The sequence below is a fragment of the Microcoleus sp. PH2017_35_SFW_U_B genome, assembly GCF_020737865.1.
GTDB lineage: Bacteria > Cyanobacteriota > Cyanobacteriia > Cyanobacteriales > Microcoleaceae > Microcoleus.
In genome coordinates this window covers 1-24,237 of the sequence record NZ_JAEQDE010000083.1, presented here as the reverse complement: position 1 = coordinate 24,237, position 24,237 = coordinate 1, and the positions used below count along the sequence as shown (strand labels likewise).

Sequence of the window (24,237 nt, the reverse complement as noted above, 5' to 3'; positions counted from 1 at the left end):
AGAGGCTGCACAGTCATTGCAATGCGATTTTATGCTTGTGCAAACTGGGATGAGGTAAATTAGTGCGTTGGCGAAGCCGACCTTTGGCATCGCCCTTTCCTACATATTCGCTTAACGCTCGTGTCACCCCAACCTCTTTTTCCACCGACAATCCGATCGATTTCCACCATCTCAAAGGGCACTGATTGCAGACTCTTAGCGTGAAGCGTAGCTATCCCGTAGGGATCTCGCCCTTTCTGACATATATTGCTTAATTTGACACTAATGCTCTAGTCCTTAACCCTGACTTAAGAGGACTGAAGTCCTCACTACGAACCAGGTTTGTAGTAAGGACTTCAGTCCTTTCAAATGTTAAGCTGGAAATTACACAAATAGAACTGCAATACCGATCGCGATCGCACCAATCCCCATCACAAAAGACCAGAAACGGTGATAGCTGCTAACCGTCGTACCGCTATCGCTTTCAAGCTGAATCAAATCCATCCAAGGCGCCACACCCCGGCGGAACCAACCCAAAGCACTAACATCCATACCAATCAAACTTTTAACCCGTTTCATCCCAAACAGAAAATTACCAATCGGCCCAAAACGAGAAGCATAATGTAGATACATCATTCCCGTTCTGTCTTGCAATTTCAAATCAGAACCAAACGCATAACCCGCATCACCGCGACCAATTAATTCGCCTTGTAGTTTCGCAGGTTGACCGCGTAAAGGACTAGCATAAGGGTCAGACATTAAAGTTAAAACATCCAACTCTTCTGCTTGTGCGTAATTCGGGAACATCACCAAAGCTTTGATTAAAATTCCCACGCCCAAACCGATTAAAGCACAAGCAACCATCATCATCGGATTCGCAGCCGAGAGGGAAATGCCGATCGCAAAACCCACCGCCAAACCCAGAGTTTCCGCACTGTACAGCAGCAAATCAAAAAAGAAATTTCCGTACAATTTCCGCTTGCTCAAATGGTGACCCTCGCCCACAATCCGACCCATGTCAAACTCAATATCCAAGCCTAATTGTTCCGCATAGGTGCTCAACGCGCGAACTCGCTTACCAGTCAGCGGGTGAGTCGAATTCAACTCCATCCACCAACCCCACGGATTGAACATATCCCACAGAAAAACTCGTCCAATTTTTTCCGGTTTCGACGAAATCCGGTAAGCAGTACCGCTAGATACCGCAGCTTTTGCATCGTAAATGCCTAAAGCGCGAGTTCCTTCTAACAAGCGGCTGGGTTCCGTTGCTCTTTCTCCTTCTTCCAAAATACCGTAAGCAATTTTTACCAAAGCGCGCGATAAAGCGTTGGGGTTTCCGGTAGTTTCGGCGGCAAAATGGTCTGCAAAATATTCTCGTGTCCGCGACAGATACAGCAGCAAATAAGTGCCGGCGATGTAAAAAAAATAAGCCACAGCAGCGACGCTACCTGCCGCACTTCTAGCTTTATCGCCAGCGCTTCGACCGAGGCTTTGAGCTGTAGTGTAAATTAAATAAGTAATCTGCACTAAAGTCGAAGCTAAAGTCATTACTGCAAAGTCCCAATGGACGATGTGACCGAGTTCGTGGGCGTAAACAGTGGCAATTTCATCGTCGTCTAAATAGGTGAAAAGACCTTGACTGACGACTAAGCGAGCGCTGTTAGGAAAGGAACCGTAGGTAAAAGCAGTAGGGTTTTGGTCGTCGATAATTCCTAAACGCGGCTGTTTGAGGTTTTTCTGTTTGCAAACCTTCTGAATAACTTTCGCCGTTTCTGGACTCAGGCTGTCAATTTCTGCTAGGGAAACCCAGCGAGTATTGTAGAGCCAATTTTGAGTTAAGTCCATCAAGTAAGGCGATAGGAAAAAAGCCGCAATGTTAAAAATCAGAGTTATGGGAAGTGCGATCGCCAATCCGGTAACTGGATCGGGGCCGTTGAGAATGAAAACTGAGGCTAAGGATAACACGAACACCATACCAAATAGCATGATGATAGTGGCGCCGGAAGCTAAAACGAGGTTTCCGCCAGTTTTCTGGATCAGTTTAATCCCGGCTTTGGGCGATCGCCCTGCCTTGCGTAAAGGAGCTTGAGATGACATAATATTCTCCTAAGGTTATTGACAAAAGGTAATTACCGTGGGAATTTATCTATACTTCACTGTTTTAACCTGTCACTACGGAGCGCGCTAAGGAGTCTCAACAAAAATATATAATTTCCTGTAAATTGTTAAGATGGAAAACCGCCCGCCCAATTTATTTCCAAAAATCCAATTCCCATTTCAAAACTCAACAATCAAAACTATTTATAGCGGTCATCAGAAAGATGAGGTACGTTGTTGGGCTTGGGCCCTTCTTGGTTTAATTGGTTATATAAGCTGTCAGTTATCCCTCATCTTTTTGAGAAAGGCTATATTTCAAAGTTACAAAAAAGAATTGGTTTCAAGCCGGAACCCTTGTATGGAGAAATTAAAATCAGACAATTCGAGGTCGCCCTCAAGCTGTCAACTGTCAACTGTCAACTGTCAACTGTCAACTGTCAACTGTCAACTGTCAACTGTCAACTGTCAATCAACTGTCAACTGTCAACTGTCAACTGTCAACTGTCAACTGTCAACTGTCAACTGTCAACTGTCAACTGTCAACTGTCAACTGTCAACTGTCAACTGAATGAACGCCATGTCGATTATTGAAATTGCCCAAAAAACGCGCCAAGCTGCTAGGAAATTGGCAGTTTTGTCCGCTGATGCCAAAAATCAAGCGATTGAAGCTATTGCTAAAGCTTTAGAAGCTGCTGCGCCGGATGTTTTGGCGGCGAATGCTGCTGATTGCAAGGCTGCTGAGGCGGATGGCATTGCCAAACCGCTGTACGATCGCCTGAAGTTAGACGAAAGCAAGTTGCAAAGTGCGATCGCGGGTGTGCGCGACGTTGCCAAGCTCCCAGAGGCGATCGGTGTCGTCCAAATTCACCGCGAATTAGACACAGGATTAATTCTGAAGCGCATCACCTGTCCTTTAGGGGTTTTAGGGATTATTTTTGAAGCGCGTCCAGAAGCTTTAATTCAGATAGTATCCTTGGCAATCAAATCCGGCAACGGCGTAATTCTCAAAGGCGGCAAAGAAGCAGTCCGTTCCTGCGAAATCTTGACAAAAGTAATTCGCCAAGCATTAGCAGAAACCGCAGTCAATCCCGAAGTAGTCCAGTTATTAACCACGCGGGAAGAAACAATCGAACTGCTAAAAATGGATGAATATATAGATTTAATTATTCCCAGAGGTTCCAACTCTTTTGTCCAGTTTGTGCAGGATAATACCCGAATTCCTGTGTTGGGACACGCCGACGGAATTTGTCATTTGTATGCAGACAAAGCTGCGGATATCAACAAAGCAGTAGAGATTGCCGTCGATGCCAAAACGCAATATCCCGCCGCGTGTAATGCCATTGAAACTATGTTAGTTCACAGTGCGATCGCGCCCAAATTTCTGCCCATAGTTGCCGAAGCATTGCAACAGAAAAAAGCCGAACTGCGGGGAGACGAAACCACCCGCGAAATCCTGGATATTACCGCAGCCACAGAAACAGATTGGTCTACAGAATATAGTGATTTAATCTTATCAATCAAAATCGTAGACTCTGTAGAAGAGGCAATTAATCACATCAACACTTACGGTTCGAGACACACAGATGTGATTGTCACCGAAGATAGCGAAGCCGCCGAAACATTTTTAAATGGAGTAGATGCGGCCGGAGTTTATCATAATTGTTCGACTCGATTTGCCGATGGTTTCCGCTACGGTTTCGGTGCAGAAGTGGGGATTAGCACGCAGCAAATGCCACCTCGCGGCCCTGTTGGTTTAGAAGGGTTGGTGACGTATAAGTATCGAGTAGTTGGAGATGGTCATATTGCGGCTAGTTATGTGGGGAATGAAGCTAAGGAATTCACTCATCGGGATTTGTAAAAAGTCAATAATCGCGCAGAGTTATCATTAAGAACAGCACAGGATGTGAGAGGGAATTTAGAGCTTGAAATCGCGGCTATATGGTAAAATCACCTGTGCTGTGCTAGGAGTGAAAGTCTAATTGCATTATGGCGAATTTACCAGATGAAACCTTAACAACAATCTCTAACTTGTTGCCTCGCTTGTTTCAAGTGATTAACCTAGCGACGGAAACGGAGTCTAGCTTGTTTGAGCAATATGGCGAGACAGATGAGACGATTGATGAGCTAGAGCAAGTCAGAAATGCAGAGGAAAGGTTAAGGACTTTGTACAATCGCATTTATGGGTTAGTGTTGCAGATAGCTGAGTCTCAACCAGCAGCTAATTCTGCTACACTAAATTTACTGTATCAGTCAATCGAACAGGCAGTCGCTACAGCCTATGCTGTAGAGGCAACAGCTCAAGAAACAAAAAGAAATTGGAACTTATTATGAATAATGAAAAAAAAATTCCTGATGCAGAGACGAGAGCAAAATCAATAGCTCGCTGGCGCGAAGTGAATTTAATGTTGGAAGATTTGAATATGAAGTTGGCGCAGGCTCAGGCTCTAGCAGAAGTCGATTTACAAAATAGCCCGCTTTACGTGCGTCGCCGGGAAAGAGTCAGAAAGCAGTTAGAAGCTTTGAAAGAGCATAAGTTAGCAGAAAAAGCAGGTGAATAAGCGCGATCGCAGTTGGGATGATTTTAAGAGTAGGCTGTTAGACACCCGACTTTAAAAAAAGTCGGGTATCTAGTATTTTTGTGAAGCCGTTTCTTACTTCTTAGTTATACTTTAAGTCAAACTTCTCCGATCATCTATTCCTATGACTCTCATAGAAGATATAGATGATTTAATTAATTGATTTAATCAAATCACAAACCTCTACACCATCAAAGTGCGATCGCCCTCACAGCCAACCAAACTTAGCTACAATAAGCTATACCGTCCCCCGCGACTCCCCAAATCGAACAATCCGCCCTGGTTTATGTCCAACCCTTCCCCCCTAGCCCCAGGTTCCACCCTCGAAAAACGCTACCGCATCATCCGCGAATTAGGCCGCGGCGGCTTCGGGCGGACTTACCTCGCAGAAGATACCAACCGCTACGGCGAACAATGCGTGCTCAAAGAGTTTTCTCCGGTGGTTCACAGCCCGAAAGCGGCCGAATTGTTCGATCGCGAATCGAGTATGCTTTACAGCCTTCAACACCCGCAAATCCCCCGCTTTCGAGAGCTTCTGCGAACTGATATCGGCGGTAGTCAAGCTTTATTTTTAGTGCAAGATTATATCCCTGGTCAAACCTACGAAGAAATACTGATATCGCGCCAGCAACAAGGTAAAAATTTTAGCGAAGCCGAAGTTACTCAACTGCTATTTCAGCTTTTACCAGTTTTAGAATACATCCACTCCAAAAATTTAATTCACCGCGATATCTCGCCGGACAATATTATTCAGCATGATGCTGACAAACTACCATTTTTAATTGATTTCGGTTCTGTCAAACAAATCGCAGCGAGTGCTCTATTTCAGTCTAAGGGACAATCGGATACGGCGATCGGCAAACAGGGATATTCGCCAATGGAACAGATGCGACAGGGTAAAGTGTCTCCGGCTAGCGATTTGTATGCTTTGGCTGTCACCGCTTTAGTCTTGCTGACAGGGAAAAAGCCTCAGAAATTGTACGATGTTAATCAAAAAACTTGGGATTGGCGGGATCGCGTCAGTGTCAGTCAAAACTTAGGGATGGTATTGGATCGGATGTTAGCAGATCGATCAGGCGATCGCTACCAATCTGCAAAAGAAGTCCGTGAAGCACTCAAAGACCCAAAATTATCCCAAATTGGCAGTATAATCTCCCAAATGGTCACAATGAATTTTGTCGGCCGCCCCTTCAAAAACGCCACTCAAACTCCTACCAGCAATCATACTCCTGTCAACCAAAACCCTCAAATTGTTAAAAACACCAATATTTTAAAATTAATTCCTTGGAAAACTGTCGCTAGTTTAAGCGTGGTTTTATTGCCGGGAGTGTTAGCTTTTGGTGCCGTCAAATCTGGTTTTACCCTACCCAAACTGCCTGAATTACCCAAGTTTCCGGAACTTCCACAATTTCCCACAAATACGTCTTTAGATGCAGAAATAGCTAGGCAAGAAAAAATTGGAAAGCGTCGCAAAAATCTCAACATTGACCCAGATATATTCTATCAAAAAGTAGATGAATTATTTTACAATAAATATCCCGAATTACAAGGTCGTACATTGACAGACAAGCCCGAAGATGCAGAAATTAGGCAGAAATGGTGTGAAGTTGCTGAGGATTTTCTGGATAATTTGGAGAAGGGAGGGCAGTTGTAAAATTTAAGATAGAATAAGAGTTATTTAACCACAGAGGGCGCAGAGGGCGCAGAGGGGAGAAAGAAAGAGATACAAGAGAAGGAGAACGGGTGCATCTCATTTTTGCAAATATCTTCGCCCTTTCCAAATTGAAATGCACCCAGGATAACTTTATCTGGTTTAATACAATTTGGTATAGGCAACTTACTTTTAGTTTATTTCACAATGGATTGTATTCAACTTACAGGAATTCGCTGCTACGGCTACACGGGCTACCTACCGGAAGAGCAGGTTTTGGGGCAGTGGTTTGAAGTGGATGTCACTCTCTGGCTAGATTTGTCGAAAGCTGGAAAAAGTGATGATATTGAACATACTCTGGATTACCGCAGTGCCATTACCCTGATTCAAGAGTTAGTCAAAAACTCCAAGTTTTTATTGATCGAACGGTTAGCAGATACGATCGCCCAAGCGCTTTTACAACTACCGTTGGTTGATAAAGTTAAGTTACAACTTTCAAAACCTGCCGCCCCGATTCCTGATTTTGGAGGCAAAATCACTCTAGAAATTACTAGAAGTCATTAGTGATTAGTCATATCATTTCCGGTCAATTACCATAACAAAAACAGTTGGTAGTACCCACGCAAGTCCGCTCCATTTTGCGGACTTTCGTGGCCACGCGCGATCGAATCTAATTGCGGTTAATTGATCGGACACGATATCATTGATTATTGGTTATTGGTATATCTTCTCAAATAACCAATAATCCGACTATTTCCAGCATTCATCGCCCTTTAATTCGAGTATTTATTTTGGCATCGATTCCAGTGTAATTGTGCTACAGTATCTTGTGGATTATGCTGCAAGCATTTTTCAAAACATCGGGAAGCAGCTTCCCATTCTTCTGTTGTGTAAAATACTAACCCTTGCTCAAACTCGGTTTTAGTAGCGAGTTTTTGCTCTTGAATTTCCGGCGGATCTGCATCCAAGACTTCAAAGACGGATACCACTTTAGATTTGCCTTTAACTTGTACAAGATCGACTAAACGAATGCAATATTGATTAGCATCTTTTAACCCTAAAAATGTGCAATCGCTAATCAACAAAGGCACGCCATACAGCTTAGTTAAAGTTTCTAGTCGGGAGGCTATATTCACAGCATCGCCGATTGTTGTCCCGTCCATACGAAATTTTCCGCCGACAGTTCCAAGCATTAACATTCCTGTATTGATACCGATGCCAATTTTAATGGGAGGGCGATCGCGTGCTTTTCGGGTTAGATTGTATTCGGCAAGTTTTTTGAGCATAGAAATTCCCGCCTTAACGGCATAATCCGCATGATAAACACTACCAAATAATGCCATAATCGCATCGCCAATATATTTGTCAATTAACCCATTATTCTCAATAATAGCGGGTTCCATTATAGAAAAATAGCTGTTAATAAATTTAAAAATATCTTCTAAAGGCATGGTTTCTGAAAGACTTGTAAACGATCGAATATCAGAAAACATAACTGACATCTCTTTTTTCACAGAATCACCAAGTTCAATATCGACAAGATTTTCTTTGTTCAACAATTTTAGAAACTCATCCGGTACGAAGCGAGAACAAGCTGTGTTTAAAGAAATTAAATTTTGGTTTATTTTAATTAATTCTATATTTTGTTTAATTATATTTTTTGCTTGCATATAACTTTTTGTAGCCTCTGTTATCGTCAAAAATAAATCTTCAGCTTGCCAGGGCTTAGCTATGTACCGATAGAGTTTTGCCGTATTAATGGCATTGGTGACTCCCTCGATACTCGCTTGCCCCGTCAGCATGATTGTAATTGTTGAAGGAGACTTGTTGTGAATTTCTTTTAAGACTTCATCTCCTTTCATTCTGGGCATCATGTAGTCGGCAATCACGACAGCAATTTGATGACCATCTTCTAATAAATCATCAACCATTTGCAGCGCTTCATGCCCGTCATGCGCTGTTTCTATTTGATATTGATTTTCCAGGGTTTCTGATAGTTCTTTTCTGAGGCTATCAAGAATCATTTGCTCATCATCGACACACAGAATGACTGGTTTTTTCATATTCCTCTAAGGTGGGATTAATTTATAATTTTTCAATTCCCGACTTGATGGAGTTAATCAGTTCTTGCTTTGTCCAAGGTTTGGGAATAAGATGATGAAGATCTGCTTCTTTTTGGGCTCGTTCGATCGCTGCATCATCTGCCTGTCCGGTTAATAAAATTTTCACCGTTCCTGGAAACCTTTTCTGGACTTCAACGAGCAATTCATCGCCTTTCATTCCCGGCATTAACCAATCAGAAACAATAATTACGACTTGAGTTCCTTCTTCATAAAGTTCGTCTAAAACTTCTAGTGCTTCTTCTGCATTTTCGGCAGTTTCATATACATATTGGTCATCAAATTCTTCTTGAATTTGTCGCAAAACGCTGTTTAAAATAACAACTTCATCATCAACACACAGAATTGCAAGCTTAGGCATAATTATTTTTTTTGCTGAAATTACAAACAATTTAACATCAAATTACTCTAAAGATCTGCTGGCAATGCCACAATAAAAGTAGTTTTTCCAGGCAGCGATCGAAAATGAATTGTCCCTCCATGTTTTTCAATAATTTTTTTTACGATGTCCAGCCCTAAACCGCTGCCCTCTCCTGGAGGCTTAGTGGTAAAAAATGGCTGAAAGATTTTATCTTGAATCTCTTCTGGTATGCCATTACCGCTATCGGTAATACTGACTTCAATGTTACCATTCAATCGAGCGGCATCTACTCTGAGTATTCCCCGATAATTCATCGCTTGCAAAGCATTGTGAATTAAGTTTGTCCAAACTTGATTGAGTTCATCGAAATAGCATTCGATCTGAGGCAAATCTTCATAGTTTTTGATTAATTCTACTCCATGTTTGATTGGATTTTGATAAAGTGTCAGAACTGCTTCTAATCCTTCGATAATATTGACTTTAATTTTTTGCTCGTTGAGATTTTGTCTGGCATAGGTTTTGAGTGCAAATACAACTTTTGCAGCTCTTTCAGAGGCAGTATTGATATCTCTAGTGCTTTCTTGCAATCGCACAAAAGAGCGGACTGTTTTGAGAAATATTTCGCTGCTGGGCTCTTGAAATAAATTGAACAGAGGTTCTATATTTTCGTAGATTTTAAGATCGAGAAGCAAATTGGCAAGAGTATCAGCATTACTGAGATTTTGGGTTTCTAGTTGGGCGACGATTGCTTTTCTCAGTTGTCGTCTTTCCCTTCCAGAAATCAATGCAGGATTTAGCAGCGATCGCGCTAATAATTCCTTAAATTGTAATTCTTTTTCGGGTGTCAACTGTCGAAACCATGTCGGTAATGCAGCCAAATTTTCCGAGAAGTAATCGCCAATATATTTAACAGAGGATTGAATCGCACCCAAAGGCGTATTGATTTCGTGGGCAACTCCCGCAATCAGTTGACCTAATGCTGCCATTTTTTCAGAATGAATCAATTCCTGCTGAGCTGATTCTAGCTGTTTTAAAGTATTGGCAAGTTCTTCGTTTTTTTGCTGTAGCTGTTGCGTTCTTTCGGAAACTTGAGATTCTAAATTACGATTGTAATTCTCTCTAAGTTTTTCGGCTTGTTTCCTTTCTGTAATATCGGAAAAAGTGGCAATCGCATAACAAATTTTTCCAGTTTCATCGCGAATTGGTGTCGAAGAAATCTCTAAAGGAACGATCCGTTTTTCTTGATGAATTTCTAGATCGTCAGTTCGCACTATTTCTCCTGACAAAGAACGCGCGATCGGCAAGTCTGGCGATCGGCACAAATCTTGGCGCTCGCTTTGATACAAAGCATAAATATGGGGTAAATTTTCGATATTCGAGATTGTCCCTTCTGCGATTTCAAACAATTCCTTAGATTTTTGATTGGCGTAGGTTAGTTGTCCCAGAGCGTTATGAACCGATACACCAATTGGCATAGCTTCTAAAAAATGTCTCAATCGCTGTTCATTTTCTATTAATCGTTTATTCTGTTCGGCTAGCTTTCTTTCCTGCACGTAACTTTTAATTGCTTCTTTAACTGTTAATTTTAAATCGACTTTGTGCCAAGGTTTGGAAATATATCGATAGAGTTTTGCGGAGTTAATCGCATTCACGATTCCTTCAACTGTTGCCTCGCCTGTCAACATAATTTTTAGAGTTTGTGGGAGTTTTTCGTGAACGTATCGTAGGACTTCATCTCCTTTGATATCTGGCATGATATAGTCAGAAATCACCAGCGCAATTTCACTACCATCTTTGATTAACTCATCCACCAACTCTAATGCTTCCGCACCTCCCAGTGCTGTTTCAATATCGCATTCATTGTCTAAAGATTCTGATATTTCTCGGATGAGGCTATCCAGAACAATTTGCTCGTCATCAATACAAATCACAATAGGTTTACTCATTTTTTTTTTAACGCTCTATTGGTAGGATAACTGTAAATGTGGTTTGACCTGGACGAGATTCAAAAGTAATCTGTCCCCGATGTTTTGCAACGATTTTGCGAACGATATCCAGTCCTAATCCGCTTCCTTCGCCTGGAGGTTTAGTGGTAAAGAAAGGTTGGAATATTTTCGAGTGGATTTCTGGGGGAATCCCCGTGCCACTGTCGGCAATGCTAATTTGGATATTTTCGTGATTGTGAATTGCGTTAACGGTGAGAGATCCTTTGTTATTCATCGCTTGTAGGGCGTTATGAATCAAATTCGTCCACACTTGGTTGAGTTCGTCAAAATAACACTGAATGGGTGGGATATGTTCGTAGTTTTTAGTTAATTCTATACCCTGTCTGATCTGACTTTGATAGAGGGTCAAAACTGCATCTATGCCGTCGAGGATGTTGGCTTCGATTGTTTCACCGCTAGAGTCGTGTCGGGCGTAGGTTTTTAGGGCAAACACGGCTTTGGCGGCACGATCGCTGGCGATGTTAATATCTCGGGTGCTGGCCTGCAAGCGCACAAAGGCCCGTACAGTTTTGAGAAATTGGTCGCTGTCGCTTTGTCGTAGAAGTGAGAATAAAGGTTCGAGGCGATCGTGAACTCCTAAGTCGAGGAGGATATTGGCTAATCCTTCAGATTTCTCAATGTTTTGGGCTGCGAGTTGGCTAGTAATTGTTTTTCTGAGTTGTCGGCGTTCGCGACCGGATACGATCGTGGTGTTGGTAATGGATCGTTGCAACAATTCCAAAAATTGTGTTTCTCGTTCTGGGGTAAGTTCGCGAAATAATGTGGGAAATTGGCTGAGGTTTTCGTTGAGAAAGTCGGTAATATAACTAACAGAAGAGCGAATTGCTCCTAACGGGGTGTTAATTTCGTGAGCAACTCCTGCTACGAGTTGACCTAATGCTGCCATTTTTTCCGATTGCACTAATTCATCTTGAGTTAGTTGGAGTTCGGTTAAGGTTTGGGATAGTTCGGCTGTGCGTTCGGCAACTTGTTCCTCTAATGTTCGATTGTAATCTTCGCGCAATTTTTCAGCTTGTTTGCGTTCGGTGATATCCTGGAAAGCTGCGATCGCATAACTTAGGTTTCCATCCGCATCGTAAATCGGCGTTCCTGCGCTTTCAATGGGAATAATTTTGTCTGGATGATGAATTTCCATATCCTCGCGACGCACGCTTTTTCCTTGCAACGCATTTAACAGGGGATCTGATTCTTGAGGATAAATGCGATCGCTACCAGCTTGGTAAATTTTGTATTGAATCTGAATTTGTTCGGCAACGGATGCTACCACACCTTGACCGAGAAGATGCTGTCCAGTTTGATTGGTGTAGTAGGGATTTCCGTGACTGTCAGTGACAAAAACACCAATGGGCATGGCATCGAGGAATTGCGATAGGCGGCCTTCGCTTTCAGATAACGCTGAATTTAAGGCTTTCATCTCGGTATTCTTCTGTTTGAGTGTTTCTTCATTTTGGCGCAATGCGGCGGTGGCGCGATCGATCGCCAATTGCAACCGTGCCGGTTCGCTAGCTAAAATGAAGACACCGATGCTTCCCACAAGTGCGATCGTCATACCTCCTCCCCTCAACCAAATAGTAACTGGTGAATGGTCATACCATCCAGTTTTAGGAACGGCGGCCAACTGCCAAGAACCGTTCGGTAACGTGACGGAAAGAAAAACGGGTTTTTCCTGAAAAATTGCCCCATTGCCGAAAAAAATCTCACCTTTTTCCCCCAATCCATCTTTGCCACGCAGTACATATTTTAAGTTAGATGATTCTTGTAACAATCCGGCTTCTTCATAGATAGTTTCGGGATTGACCAAAATACTCGCGAGTCCCCAATATTCAGATTTTCCCTCTATTGATTTGACAAAAATAGGCGATCTATTAATAAATGCAGTACCGCCTTGTACGAGTTTAACCGGGCCGGCAACAACCGATTTTTTGGAGGCAATAGTTCGATCGACAGCTTCTTTTTGGGTCGGCGTTGCTGCTAAGTTTAACCCAACAGCTTTTTCGTTGCCTACAACCGGATAAATATGACTAATCGCCGATTTTTTGGCTAGGTTCGTACTCCGAATCCCTCGATACCTCTCCAACAGAGGAGAAGCAATAGCGGTAAATTCATCTTGGGTGAGTTCGGGACGGGTTGAAGCATGAGTGACTAAAGCTTCTACGAGAAGAAGTCTGGTGTTAATTGCCCCTTCCAAACGGGCTCGCACGGTACTTAGTTGATTGAGAGTATCTGCCTGTTGTTGTTCCTGAAATCGCTGAGTTTCCGAGCGATCGAGAATCATGGTAGCCGCCAGAATTGATAAGGCTGCGCTCGCAGCAGTTACAAAGGCTTTACCAGTATGTTTTTGAATTTTTCTCATACTAGATTGTCCGATATGACTCAATATAAGTTAAAAAAATGGTACGATAGTCCCAATGAATTCGGTAGGTTACAATCGGGAATTGCTAATTTTTAAGATACCCGAACTTAAGTAACACAAAAACTCCTTACAAGTAGCAAAGTTTCCAAAATTCAGATCGCTACTGCACCCTTTCGGGATCGCGATATTTAAAATAAGCTACAATTATGAGCAATAGTCCGGACAGTTTTTAGTTGTAGTCTGAAACCCTTGATTTTCCGTTGGCAACTCGATTACCGACTCCCCTTGAAACTTTGATGCTCTTCTTGGCGATCGAATACTGTCCGAAGGAGTGCATCTCACTTTTCAAGAGGGCGAAGCATGACCGCATATAAGTTATTAGTTATCATCTCATATTGATTTCGGTCATGCTTCGCCCCTACAAACATATTTGCCTTGCGCCAGATGCACCCGTCCGAAGTATTGGTGAGAAAAATTATCTGTATTGCTGTATTCTACAGCGACTTTATTGAGAATTGGCAGTAATTAGGATTTTTACCAACTGCTCTGGGAGCTTTGGTTTGAAGTTGTTTGAAGTGGTATTACACGATACTTTTCAGACATTTTATAGTTTTGCGACATCTGAAAACATTTCAAGCTTATCTCTATTAGCCGATCGCCCTTGATGGTCTTTTGCTTCTAATTTATTGGGTTGAGGGTTGGGGATATTTGAGCTAAAACACCGAAATTCCCCAATTTGGTCAACCCTCCACCTTAATTCTGACAGCTTAATGACCGCTGATTACCATTTCAGCAGATTAAACTCTTCCATGTCTACGGTATTGCGGTTGCGGTAAATCGCCAAGACGATCGCCAAACCAACAGCAGCCTCAGCAGCCGCAACGGTTACTACAAAAACAGTAAATACTTGACCTTTAATCTGTACGGGGTCAAGATAGTTAGAAAAACCCATCAGATTGAGATTGACTGCATTCAGCATCAACTCGATCGACATTAATACCCGCACGGCGTTTCGGCTGGTAATTAAACCGTAAATGCCAATGCAGAAAAGTGCAGCAGCTAATAACAGGAAATACTGGAGTTGCAGTTGCATAATTTTTGGGAGTTGCTCTCAGTCTAAATTACTACAAAACAGGCAGATACAGAGGCTGCGAACAGAAACCAGGTTTCTCGCCTGACGAACAGATAGGTACGCAGTGCACACCCTACAATTACTTTGTTTCCGGTGAAGAAACATCACCGGCTGAAACTAATTCGCGGGGGCGTTCAGGCAAACTAAAAGCTGGTGTATCTGATTGCTTCACGGACAGTTCATCCGCAAAGAAATCGCGGCGCGCCAACACAATTGCTCCTACCATTGCCATCAACAAAAATACCGATGCTAACTCGAAAGGTAGCAAATAGTCGGTGAAGAAGTGTTTGGCGATCGTCACGATCGAACTTTCGGCGGGTGCTCCCGTCGTTGTCACAATTGCCCAAGGAGTAGACACTACCATCGTGCCCAAAAGTGCAAACAAACCAGCACAAACGACTGCGGTTGCGACTTGACGCACCCAAGCGTTAGGAATTGTGCGGAACTCTTCTCGTTTGTTTACCAACATGATGGCAAACAAAATTAAGACGTTAACAGCGCCAACATAAATTAAGATTTGGGCTGCTGCTACAAAGTCAGCATTCAACAATAGGTACAAGCCGGCAATGCTGGTAAATACGCCACACAGCAGAAATGCTGAGTAAACGATGTTGGAGAACAGGACTACTCCTAATGCTCCTCCAATCATCATTACGGCGAGTATGCCAAATGAAACAATTTGAACCCCTTCGGCTAGATTCACAATATTTAATCCTTTGTTAATTGGGCATTGGCCATCGGTAATTGGGCATTGGTAATTGAGAATTGGTAATTGGCAATTGGTAATTGGCAATTGGTAATTGGTAGTTGGTAGTTGGTAATTTGTTGTTTGTTAGTTCCAATAACTTATTACCGATTCCCCATTCCCCATTCCCCATTCCCAATTACCGATTCCCCATTCCCCATTCCCATTACTTACTTTCCTGAATTTCCTCTGGGCGGAGGCCTGCACGGCGATCGGTGTAGGAAACTTCATGAGGGTCCATCACACCTTTCGGCAAATAAGCGAATTCGCGCAACGGTGTCACCATCGGATCGTCTGAAACCTTGTATGGCAAGCGTCCTAGTGCCACATTGTCATAATTCAATTCATGACGTTCGTAGGCGGCCAACTCGTATTCTTCTGTCATCGACAAGCAATTAGTCGGACAATATTCTACACAGTTACCGCAGAAGATACACACCCCGAAATCGATACTGTAGTGCTTGAGTTGCTTCTTCTTAGTTTCTTTGTTAAATTCCCAATCCACCACAGGTAAGTTGATTGGACATACTCGAACACAGACTTCGCAGGAGATGCACTTGTCAAATTCAAAGTGAATTCTGCCCCGAAAACGTTCGGAAGGAATTAGTTTTTCGTAAGGATACTGCACTGTAACCGGGCGGCGTCTCATGTGATCGAAGGTCACAGCTAGCCCTTGGCCGATATACTTAGCAGCTTGAACAGTCTCTTTGGCGTATGCGCCTACTTGATTGAGGAATTTTAGCATCGTGTTCTCTCTCTGTACTTGAGTTTTTGGTAATTACTAATTGATAATAGGTAATTGGTTAACAGGTATTTTTTCTGTTGCCCTTTACCTATTATGAATTAACCGCCAAAAGCAAAGGGAAAGGCAAGTTTCAAAGCTGCGGTCAATAGCAAGTTAACTAGAGCAACCGGAAGCAAAAACTTCCATCCCAAATCTAGCAATTGGTCAATCCGAACTCGTGGCAGAGTCCAACGGAGCAGAACTGCCAAGAACAGGAAAAAGTAGGCTTTCAACAAGGTCATTGTAATGCCCAGCGTGCCGGTAATTACCTGTAACCAAGGAGTTGTTTCGCTCAATCCCAGGGCATTTGTGATAACTCCGACGGGAATCGGGCATTCCCAACCACCGAGGTACAAAACGGCTACTAGCAGGCAAGAAAGGACGAGGTTAACGTAGGAAGCGATGTAGTATAAGGCAAATTTCATGCCTGTATACTCAGTCTGATATCCTGCTACCAATTCTTCTTCTGCTTCGGGTAAGTCAAAGGGTAAACGTTCGCATTCGGCTAGTGCTGCAATCCAGAAAATCAGGAAACCTGCGGGTTGTCGCCAGACGTTCCAGCCGATGATGCCGTAGCCGGCTTGTTGGTGTACGATGTCGATCGTACTTAAGCTGTTGGACATCATCACAACTGCCAATACTGCCAAAGCTAGGGGAATTTCGTAGCTGAGGGATTGAGCAGCGGCTCTGAGTCCGCCGAGGAGAGCGTATTTGTTGTTAGAAGCATAGCCCGACATCAGCAAGCCGATCGGCTGAATGCTAGAAAGAGCAATCCAGAGAAATATCGCTGTCCCCATATCGGCGATGAGCATATGCTCTCCGAAGGGTACGATCAAGTAGGACAGAAACACTGGAATCACGACAATTACCGGGCCGAGCGTGAACAGCAGCGCGTCAGCTTTTGCCGGTACAATGTCTTCTTTGAATACCAACTTCATGCCATCGGCAACGGGTGCTAGGACTCCCAGGGGGCCGAGAAATTCCGGGCCAATCCGCTGTTGAGCGGCGGCGGAAATTTTCCGCTCTAGCCAGACGCTAGTCAGTACCCCGAATACAGCACCGACAACCATCAGCACCATTGGCAGTGGTAGCCAAAGCACGTGGGCGATGTCCGCCGGTAAGCCCAAATTCGTCAGGGCTTCTACAAAACTTCCTTGTAAGTCAATTCCTGGGTTCATGTTTCCAGCTTTTGAGCGATCGCCATATAATTTTTCACCCATCCTTAGTAGGAGTAGGCTTGGAGATTTGGGTGTTTGTAAAGATTTTTAATGCTTTACCGCATATCAGTATATCGCCGGACAGGCCCCAAGAACCGATAGATGAGGGGAAGTTATAGTTATCTGATCCCCAAGCTTGACTAATGGGTTGCTAACTTATGGTTGAGGAATGAAGAGGAGACGGCAGTGCCCTGTCCCTACCATGATTAATTGTAGGGACACGGCACTGCCGTTTCGTCCGTTTATATCATTGCGATACTAATGAAATTGATATGATATCAATTCCGGTTACACCAGAATGATATAGAGTCCAGGGCAGTGCCGTCTCCCTACAATATTTGTCGGTAGGGACACGGCACTGCCGTCTCCTGATTTTGGCTACTAATAATTCCGATGCTACCGGATTTGATATCACTCCTTTGAGATATAGCCCAAACAAAAAGGGCAGAGAATTAATTCTCTGCCCTTTTTATGCTTTAAGGTAACTTTCAAATGGCTTAAACCATTGATTTTACGCTACCTTTTTTATGGAACTGGGCAGAATCGAACTGCCGTCCAAAATGGGTATTTACCTTCCGATCGTTCACAGGTTTATCCCCTCTGATCCTTGGGGCGGGAACCATCTTTATCCTAAATGGGAGGATTTTCTAGTGATTGCTTTCCCGGCTAGACGACTAGAAACGTTTAGCTAGGGCATCCGTTGGGGGTTGTTATGCTGCCTTTAACGGAGTTAAGCGGCATACACTCTGAACCAAGCTAGAGAAGTTTTTAGGCTACAGCTACGGCTTTGCGAGCGAAAGGAACGATGTTGTTCGCATTTACTATTTTTTTTGAGCCGATATTAACGAGAGTAGACTCCCTCTCGACCTGCATCACGGAGCAGCTTTCGCCACCCTGTCGAAACCATTACAGCCCCTCGTGTTCTCTAATCATAGCTAATATTTTGTATAACGTCAATCGATTTTGGATTTTAGATTTTAGATTTTGGATTGAAGATTTTGGATTTTGAATTGAGGATTGGGGATTTTGGATTGGGGATTGGGGATTGTTTGGCAAATAGTAGAGGCCGCACTACCAAGAAACCGGGTTTTTTAACCGAGACAGATTCAAAAAGGTACGTAGTTGCGCTTGAGCGCTGAAGCGCAACTACGTACCTAAAAAACCTTTAAGTATTGTGACACTTGCGATCGCCAACTGTGAGAATGAGCATTTTGGGCAAATATTTTCGTTAAAAAACCCGGTTTCTCTACACCGGTGGAAGATTTCTAATGCAAAGTTTTGTCCCAGACGCCGATGTAAATTCGATCGCGATTGTTGCGTTCGATCGTCCCTTTCAGCGAACCTTTCTGAAAATTAAACCGATTGGTGCGACGTTGCTGCACGTCCCGGAACCCTTGCAAAATCTCCTTATCTGCGCCGCCCACCATGCCGTTTAACGCGGTTCGGACTACCAAATCGTCCACCGACTGGGCAAAAGAACCCTCTGTTTGCACGAGTTGTTCGGAATTGCGATCGTAAATATAGCCCAGAGTCACCCGGTTCGGCAGCAATTCATAAAGTGCGGTGCGAGTATTCGGCCAATAGCCGCGGGATTGAGAGTCTGTGGGATCTCCCAGTGCACTTACAATCTGACTTTCCGGCGTACCAACGGCAAACCCTGGGATAGTGGGAGTCTTCTGATAACCGGTTCCTGGTTGTTCGCTGGGTGGGGGCGATCGATCGGGCGGCAATTGCTTGTCAACCAGTTTTTCCGCTGGTGTGGGTTTCCCAGCCTCAGGTGTTGGAGTTGTTGTTGGTGCTGGAGTTGGGGCCGGAGTTGGAGTTGGCGCGGGAGTTGGAGTTGGAGTTCGAGTTGGAGTTGGCGCGGGAGTTTCAGCAGCAGGCGACGGAGTTTCTCGGCGAGGGGGAATTGGTGCGGGTGTGGGAGTGGGAATTGGTGCGGGGCTGGTGCGCGCGTCTGGATCTGCGGGGGTGGAAGTGCGATCGTCCTTCGCCATCGGTGCCGGTTCCGAAGATTGTCCGTTGAAGAAAATCCTCGCAATCCCGACTAAACCACCGAATATAAGTGCGATCGTCACAAACGCCAAAATCAACCAAACCTTGCGGTTGCTGCCCCCATTCGTCACCACAGCAGGCGCTGTTTTAAGAGTTGCAGGCGACTGAGGGCCGTGTCCCGGCATCACCGCCAGCGTCGGCCCGGTGTCCGACCCTGCACCCTGCCCGTGCAGCAGCGACAGCCACTCATCCACGCTAGCAGGGCGATTTTGAGCCTCTACCGTCATCCCCCGCATCACCGCTTGACTCACAGTCACACTTAAGTCTGGCCGCAAGTCGCGGGGTGAAGGCATCGGCTGACTGGTACGCAAAATGGCAGCCACGGGCACCCTGGCTGTGAGTAAAGTGTAAAGCGTCGCCGCTAGCCCGTAAACATCGGTGGCTGGCGTATATTTTCCTTGGGCGAAATACTGTTCTGGTGGTGCGTAACCGTCGGACACCATATTAGTGTGACTTTGAGTTGCACCTGCTGTAAACTCGCGGGAAATGCCAAAATCGATCAGCACGACTTCCTGAGTACCTTGGCGCAATAAAATGTTTTGGGGTTTGATATCTCGATGCAGCAAACCCTTTTGATGAACTGCTTTCAAAGCAGCCCCAATTTGAGTGATGTAGAGAATTGCCAGATTTTCGGGGAGGGGATTGTTTGTACCGACTACATCGCCCAAATTCTGACCGGCTATGTAGTCCATTACCATGTAAGGCTGTCCGTCTTCGACAAAGAAGTCGCTGACGCGCACTATATTCGGATGGACGCAGGAAGCCAACCGCCTTGCTTCGTCTTGAAACTTGCGATCGAACTCGGCAAAATTTGGTTGTCGCCGCAGGGATTCGTTGAGGGTTTTAATAACGACAGGCTGTCCTAAATAGCGGTGAGTTGCCTTGAAGGTAATTCCAAAGCCACCGCGTCCCAATTCTTGTTCGAGGGTGTACTTTCCACCCTGTAAAGTTTTGCCGATGAGCGCATCCATAGGTTCGGGCGATCGCACTTCAAATAATATGGCTGATTATGGCACATATGGTTTGCTCAGTTACCAGTCTAAATGGCGATCGAGAAGTGCGATCGGCTCTAAGTAGCAGGTTTGCTATCTGACGTTGATACTTTTCTCCTGCCTCACACCAGATGTGAGTGTATCCGATACTCTTCTCCGATCGCTGAAATATCTGGATTTTTTCTGAAATCAGCATTCAAATTCAGCCTTGTTTCAATTTTCAATTAATACTTGTGCTACTTTTTGTAACAATGACGATTGACTGTTATCACCGATTTTTAAAACATTTTGAGTTAGCGTACTAAAATGTAAAGCTGCGATGGGATGCTCGATAAGCTCAGATCTAGGAATTGACTCTCCTGAATCTCTCTTCCCAATCAAATGATAGACTTTAAACCCTTTCTTAATCGAGTCTCCGATATTTTGTGCGGGAGGAACATAATACTGAATAAATGTTTCGTTCTTCAAATCCAAACTTATCATATTTTGGATTCTGTTAATAGGTTTAATCTCGCTGTTGTAATGGGATACCAAAGGTAACAATCTACTACTATTTTCACCTTTGTTTTTGCGGTCTATTGTTAATTCTCCGCTTTCCAAGTCTTCAATAATACCAATCCGTCCAATTAAGGTTGGCGTATACCTATCATCTGTATAACAACTAATATACAGCTTCTCTGATTCATCTACAAAATATTTTTGATCGTTAATTAATTTTTCTGACTGATTTTTTTTCCTTATTAATCGAAATTTCGTTTCTATTTGTTTCATATCTCGCATTACATTTTTTATATATATGCAACCATCTTTGTAGATAAATTCTACCGCAACCGCTTTAGGTTCCTTGTTTTTGGGGCTGCGTACATAAATACTAAAAAATTGTTTTTCAGGAAATGATTGATGAGTAATAGGCAAGCCCAAGTTCGGATTTGCAAGACTCTGCGCGATCCAGTTCTTAATTCCCAACTCAATCAATACTTTCTGAAATTTAGGTGAAATCTTTATCTTGTATTTATCGCAGAAACTTTCCCATTGTTTGCTATCTGCTTGTTCTTTTAGATAACAAAAAATAGAACCCTCTACATCCAAGATTTTCCCTTCTGTAAAAGATTGCGTCTCCTTGTGGAGACTATCTCTATCAATTTTCCAATTTGTATAATTAAAAACCGCAAAATCAGTTTTATCATCTCCCACAGCACGAAATTTTGGTATATCTATCCCCTGCGTGCTAAAAAATAGTCCCGTCTCCAAATAGTTAAATCTTTTCTTTAACTGTGAATAGAAATCTACTGACGATTTATTATCTATTGTTGTTGATGGATACCACAGATCGTTTTTTGCTTGATAAGCCATCGAACCCGCTTCTTCCTCCAAAAGTTTATTGAAAACCAAATAGTTTTTTTTCGGTTCGAGTTGAATATCTGACCATTTAATAGATTCCGTAATTTTCCAGCAAACCCCGTCCTCACCGTCAGGTACTTGTTCGTAGGTACTAACAGTTTTTCCATCATTGTAAAATGCGATCGTAGATATCCCTTGATGTTTCAGAAAGCATTGCAAAAATTGTCGGTCATCTTCTGTTAAATCGACTCCAGTATTGTTAATAATCTCTAAGGATTCTACAGATTCTATGTTTTTGATAAAAGGGTTTTCTAAGTAGTGGTCAGCGTGAAAATCAAGAGATTTAAATTTAATCTGGCACTCACTTAAAAAGTCCTCAAGTTTTGTCATGAGGTTTTGGTAATGATAAAGCTGAGTCTTTTTGAACTGGTCATAATTTTTGGGATCGCTACCAAATTGCATAAAATTTATTTTATTTTTTTTCCTAGCATCTAGGTCACGATCGAAGTAGTAGTTCTTATCGTTGTAGACCAACAAATCTCCTAAATCATCACCATCTATGGTACTGTAGCTATCTTTTGGTAAGAAGAGTCGGTGTTTTCGAGACAAGGTTAATGTGAGTACGCCATGTTGATTGTATTTGATTAACAAGTTTTGTCCCCACACAAAAAGAGCCTCTTTCGATTTGCTGAGATCCCTGGAATGGAGTAACAGTAATTCTTCAAAACCATTCAGTGTCTCAAAGTATAAGCCTTGAGACAGAATATAAAACTTGAAAATGAGGTTGAAAATTCTTTCTCGAGCGCTAGAATTGTCTGTAAATAACTTTTGCCATCCAGAATGATTTTTATTAGGGGATAAAAAGAACACATATTTTTTGCCCCCAGTATATGAGAGGAAGTATTGAATTTCTGATTTTTCTCGTTTCTCCCCATGTGCAGCAAGTCTTTCTTGGACTTGAGCTTTAATGTATTTATGCCGCTCTTTATAAAAGGTAGGCCGTGAATCCTCATTTTCAGAATCTTTATCTTCAGCAATCGGATATTTAAGCTCAAAATGTTCTATCCCTTGTCCCTCTTTAAATAGATACTTACGCAGTTTTTCGGCAACTTCTTGTGGATTTTCTAAAATTTTTAGTTGATTGGTTCGCGATATATCTGATAATGCTGCTGTTTTATTTTTCATTTTATTTCTCCTTTGTAAACAAAAACTCTTTGAGGATATTGGATTCTACTGGACAATTGCGATCGTCAAAGAAAATTAAATTTCCCGAAAATAGCGTGGGTGAGTATTGTTGATTTTTTTCTTGGGCGGCGTGCAAGTTAAGAAGTAACCCCCTTGCGGTGCTAAATTCTGGATAGTCTGAAACAATTTCCTTCAGCTTGTTTTCGGTTTTATCCAGCGTCTTTTTTGACAGGCGATTTCCCGAAGGTACGCTCCAAGCTTTAACATCAATACAAAATAACGTATTCTCCTTGACATAGTACAAATCAAACCGCTCGTATAGTTTACAATATTTTTTTAAATCTCGCAATGGCTCAAAACGATAGATGGATTTTATGGCTTTCCAGTCTTTACCTTCTTTGAAAACTACATCTTGAATCCAGCGTTCCACAAAATTTTCAGCCAGTGAAGGATACAACACATCGTAAAAGAAATTCGGACGCGGAATATAAGTATTAAAAACTTCAGGTTGTGGCATCAAATTGTTGTAGAGTCTGTAGATTAAATCAGTCGAAGGATCTAGGGAGCCAATTTCATTACCTTCTAAGTCATAGCCTCGCTCGCTAATTTTTAGATATTCAGGATATAACCGCTTCTGGTAAGGATAGATTTTTTCCCCATTGATGCTATCGCTGATAATCTGGAATTTTTTACCGCTTTCTTCCTCGGAAGCTAAATAGGGCGTAAATTCAACTTGTTCTGGGTTGTGATAGAATAATGACTCAATAAAATCAGCAGGAAATAGCCCTGAATCTCGCAACTTTTCCAGATACTTAGCTGGGTCTTTGAAAACAATTGGATCGCGCAACGCATCCCACGATTTTGTGATGTCAAAACTATGTTGATTAAGATGAAAGCGATCGATTTCCTCCAACATTTGTGTTTTAAACGCTTGGAAAGCCATAGTGGCATCAATCTCATCAAGAATATGATCTTCATAATCCTTAATCGAGCGTTTTTTTTCTTCTTCTCGAACGCTTAAGTAAACTTTGTGGTTGTTAACGGAAAATTTACGAATTTCCTCCTTTTCTTTCCCTTCCAGGTATCTGTAAAAATTCACTAAATTTTTTCTGGTTTCTTCATTAACAAATATTTTTACCACTTGGTTAGGAAAATCGCGTCTCTCAGATCTGCCGATCGCTTGCAAAACTTGTTTCCCTAATAAAATCTGGTGTTGCTGCTGTCGAAATTCTCCAGCTTCTGGTCGGCTGAGGTATTGGTTGAAATCTTTGATTTCAATATTAGAGTCTCCCAAGTTTACAATACTTTTCATCAACGCAAAATGGTAAAGCGTCATAGATAATCCAGAATCTTTTGATTTGTTCAGCGATGGGCCCATTACTGTATAGTAACTGTCCATTAACAAAGCTAAAGAGTCGAAATCTTTTTCATCGCCGTTAGGATTTTTAATAATCGGATTCAATCCTTTGGAAGCTGACTGATAAGCCGATATAAAGAAGATTTTCTCCCCTGCTTTTTCAACCAGCTCATTCAAATACGTGTTTTGGGAGCATCCCACTTTTTGACTAAGTAGAAATACCTAGCTTGATGTCATTATTTAAATACGCACATCTCAGTCTTAAAATTTGAGGCACATTTTTTTC

At 42.7% G+C, this 24,237-nt stretch carries 19 protein-coding genes and 1 other RNA gene; 5 read left to right on the top strand and 15 right to left on the bottom strand.

Annotation, left to right across the window (positions count from 1 at the left end; all coding sequences use genetic code 11):
* Positions 1-13 precede the first annotated feature (13 nt).
* Both JGK36_RS22765 and JGK36_RS22760 read right to left on the bottom strand, forming a co-directional pair.
* Entirely contained in the window at positions 14-175 is a 162-nt protein-coding gene (locus JGK36_RS22765; RefSeq protein ID WP_293197070.1) for a hypothetical protein, read from the bottom strand.
* Between the two features lie 188 nt (positions 176-363).
* A complete protein-coding gene (locus tag JGK36_RS22760; RefSeq protein ID WP_293197069.1) occupies positions 364-2,076 on the bottom strand; it encodes a zinc metalloprotease HtpX in 1,713 nt (570 codons plus the stop codon).
* A gap of 577 nt (positions 2,077-2,653) precedes the next feature.
* Between JGK36_RS22760 and JGK36_RS22755 the strand changes: the two genes are divergently transcribed.
* The 5 genes from JGK36_RS22755 (at position 2,654) to folB (ending at position 6,867) form a co-directional block, all read left to right on the top strand.
* Entirely contained in the window at positions 2,654-3,934 is a 1,281-nt protein-coding gene (locus tag JGK36_RS22755) for a glutamate-5-semialdehyde dehydrogenase (protein WP_366516568.1), read from the top strand.
* 128 nt (positions 3,935-4,062) lie between these two features.
* Positions 4,063-4,407, top strand: a complete 345-nt coding sequence (locus JGK36_RS22750; RefSeq protein ID WP_293176231.1) for a hypothetical protein — start codon at positions 4,063-4,065, stop codon at positions 4,405-4,407.
* On the top strand, positions 4,404-4,634 hold the full coding sequence (locus JGK36_RS22745; protein ID WP_293176233.1) for a hypothetical protein: 231 nt from the start codon (positions 4,404-4,406) through the stop codon (positions 4,632-4,634). The genes JGK36_RS22750 and JGK36_RS22745 overlap by 4 nt, the downstream gene beginning before the upstream one ends.
* 304 nt (positions 4,635-4,938) lie before the next feature.
* On the top strand, positions 4,939-6,306 hold the full coding sequence (locus JGK36_RS22740) for a serine/threonine-protein kinase (protein WP_293197067.1): 1,368 nt from the start codon (positions 4,939-4,941) through the stop codon (positions 6,304-6,306).
* Positions 6,307-6,510: 204 nt separating this feature from the next.
* Positions 6,511-6,867 (top strand): dihydroneopterin aldolase, encoded by a 357-nt coding sequence (gene folB, locus JGK36_RS22735; protein ID WP_293176237.1) that lies wholly within the window; start codon positions 6,511-6,513, stop codon positions 6,865-6,867.
* Between the two features lie 209 nt (positions 6,868-7,076).
* Here the strand turns inward: folB and JGK36_RS22730 are convergent, their stop codons facing one another.
* The 13 genes from JGK36_RS22730 to JGK36_RS22670 form a co-directional block, all read right to left on the bottom strand.
* Positions 7,077-8,366 carry an adenylate/guanylate cyclase domain-containing protein gene (locus JGK36_RS22730; protein WP_293176239.1) on the bottom strand — a complete coding sequence of 430 codons (1,290 nt, stop codon included), beginning with the start codon at positions 8,364-8,366 and terminating at the stop codon, positions 7,077-7,079.
* A 22-nt stretch (positions 8,367-8,388) separates the two neighbouring features.
* Positions 8,389-8,784 (bottom strand): response regulator, encoded by a 396-nt coding sequence (locus JGK36_RS22725; protein ID WP_293176241.1) that lies wholly within the window; start codon positions 8,782-8,784, stop codon positions 8,389-8,391.
* A 47-nt stretch (positions 8,785-8,831) separates the two neighbouring features.
* On the bottom strand, positions 8,832-10,730 hold the full coding sequence (locus tag JGK36_RS22720; protein WP_293176243.1) for an ATP-binding protein: 1,899 nt from the start codon (positions 10,728-10,730) through the stop codon (positions 8,832-8,834).
* 7 nt (positions 10,731-10,737) lie between these two features.
* Positions 10,738-13,143 carry an ATP-binding protein gene (locus JGK36_RS22715; protein ID WP_293197066.1) on the bottom strand — a complete coding sequence of 802 codons (2,406 nt, stop codon included), beginning with the start codon at positions 13,141-13,143 and terminating at the stop codon, positions 10,738-10,740.
* Between the two features lie 781 nt (positions 13,144-13,924).
* Positions 13,925-14,230 (bottom strand): NADH-quinone oxidoreductase subunit NuoK, encoded by a 306-nt coding sequence (gene nuoK, locus JGK36_RS22710; protein WP_228042566.1) that lies wholly within the window; start codon positions 14,228-14,230, stop codon positions 13,925-13,927.
* A 124-nt stretch (positions 14,231-14,354) separates the two neighbouring features.
* Entirely contained in the window at positions 14,355-14,978 is a 624-nt protein-coding gene (locus JGK36_RS22705; protein WP_293176247.1) for an NADH-quinone oxidoreductase subunit J, read from the bottom strand.
* Between the two features lie 16 nt (positions 14,979-14,994).
* A complete protein-coding gene (locus tag JGK36_RS22700; RefSeq protein ID WP_293176249.1) occupies positions 14,995-15,153 on the bottom strand; it encodes a hypothetical protein in 159 nt (52 codons plus the stop codon).
* 33 nt (positions 15,154-15,186) lie between these two features.
* Complete coding sequence (ndhI, locus tag JGK36_RS22695; RefSeq protein WP_293176251.1) at positions 15,187-15,765, bottom strand: NAD(P)H-quinone oxidoreductase subunit I; 579 nt, start codon at positions 15,763-15,765, stop codon at positions 15,187-15,189.
* A 98-nt stretch (positions 15,766-15,863) separates the two neighbouring features.
* Positions 15,864-16,982, bottom strand: a complete 1,119-nt coding sequence (nuoH, locus tag JGK36_RS22690) for an NADH-quinone oxidoreductase subunit NuoH (RefSeq protein ID WP_293176334.1) — start codon at positions 16,980-16,982, stop codon at positions 15,864-15,866.
* A 564-nt stretch (positions 16,983-17,546) separates the two neighbouring features.
* Positions 17,547-17,937: a transfer-messenger RNA gene (gene ssrA / locus JGK36_RS22685) on the bottom strand.
* Positions 17,938-18,286: 349 nt separating this feature from the next.
* A complete protein-coding gene (locus JGK36_RS22680) occupies positions 18,287-20,047 on the bottom strand; it encodes a serine/threonine-protein kinase (RefSeq protein ID WP_293197065.1) in 1,761 nt (586 codons plus the stop codon).
* Between the two features lie 234 nt (positions 20,048-20,281).
* Complete coding sequence (locus JGK36_RS22675; RefSeq protein WP_293176255.1) at positions 20,282-22,594, bottom strand: hypothetical protein; 2,313 nt, start codon at positions 22,592-22,594, stop codon at positions 20,282-20,284.
* A 1-nt stretch (position 22,595) separates the two neighbouring features.
* A complete protein-coding gene (locus tag JGK36_RS22670) occupies positions 22,596-24,128 on the bottom strand; it encodes a hypothetical protein (RefSeq protein WP_293197064.1) in 1,533 nt (510 codons plus the stop codon).
* Between the last annotated feature and the right edge of the window lie 109 nt (positions 24,129-24,237).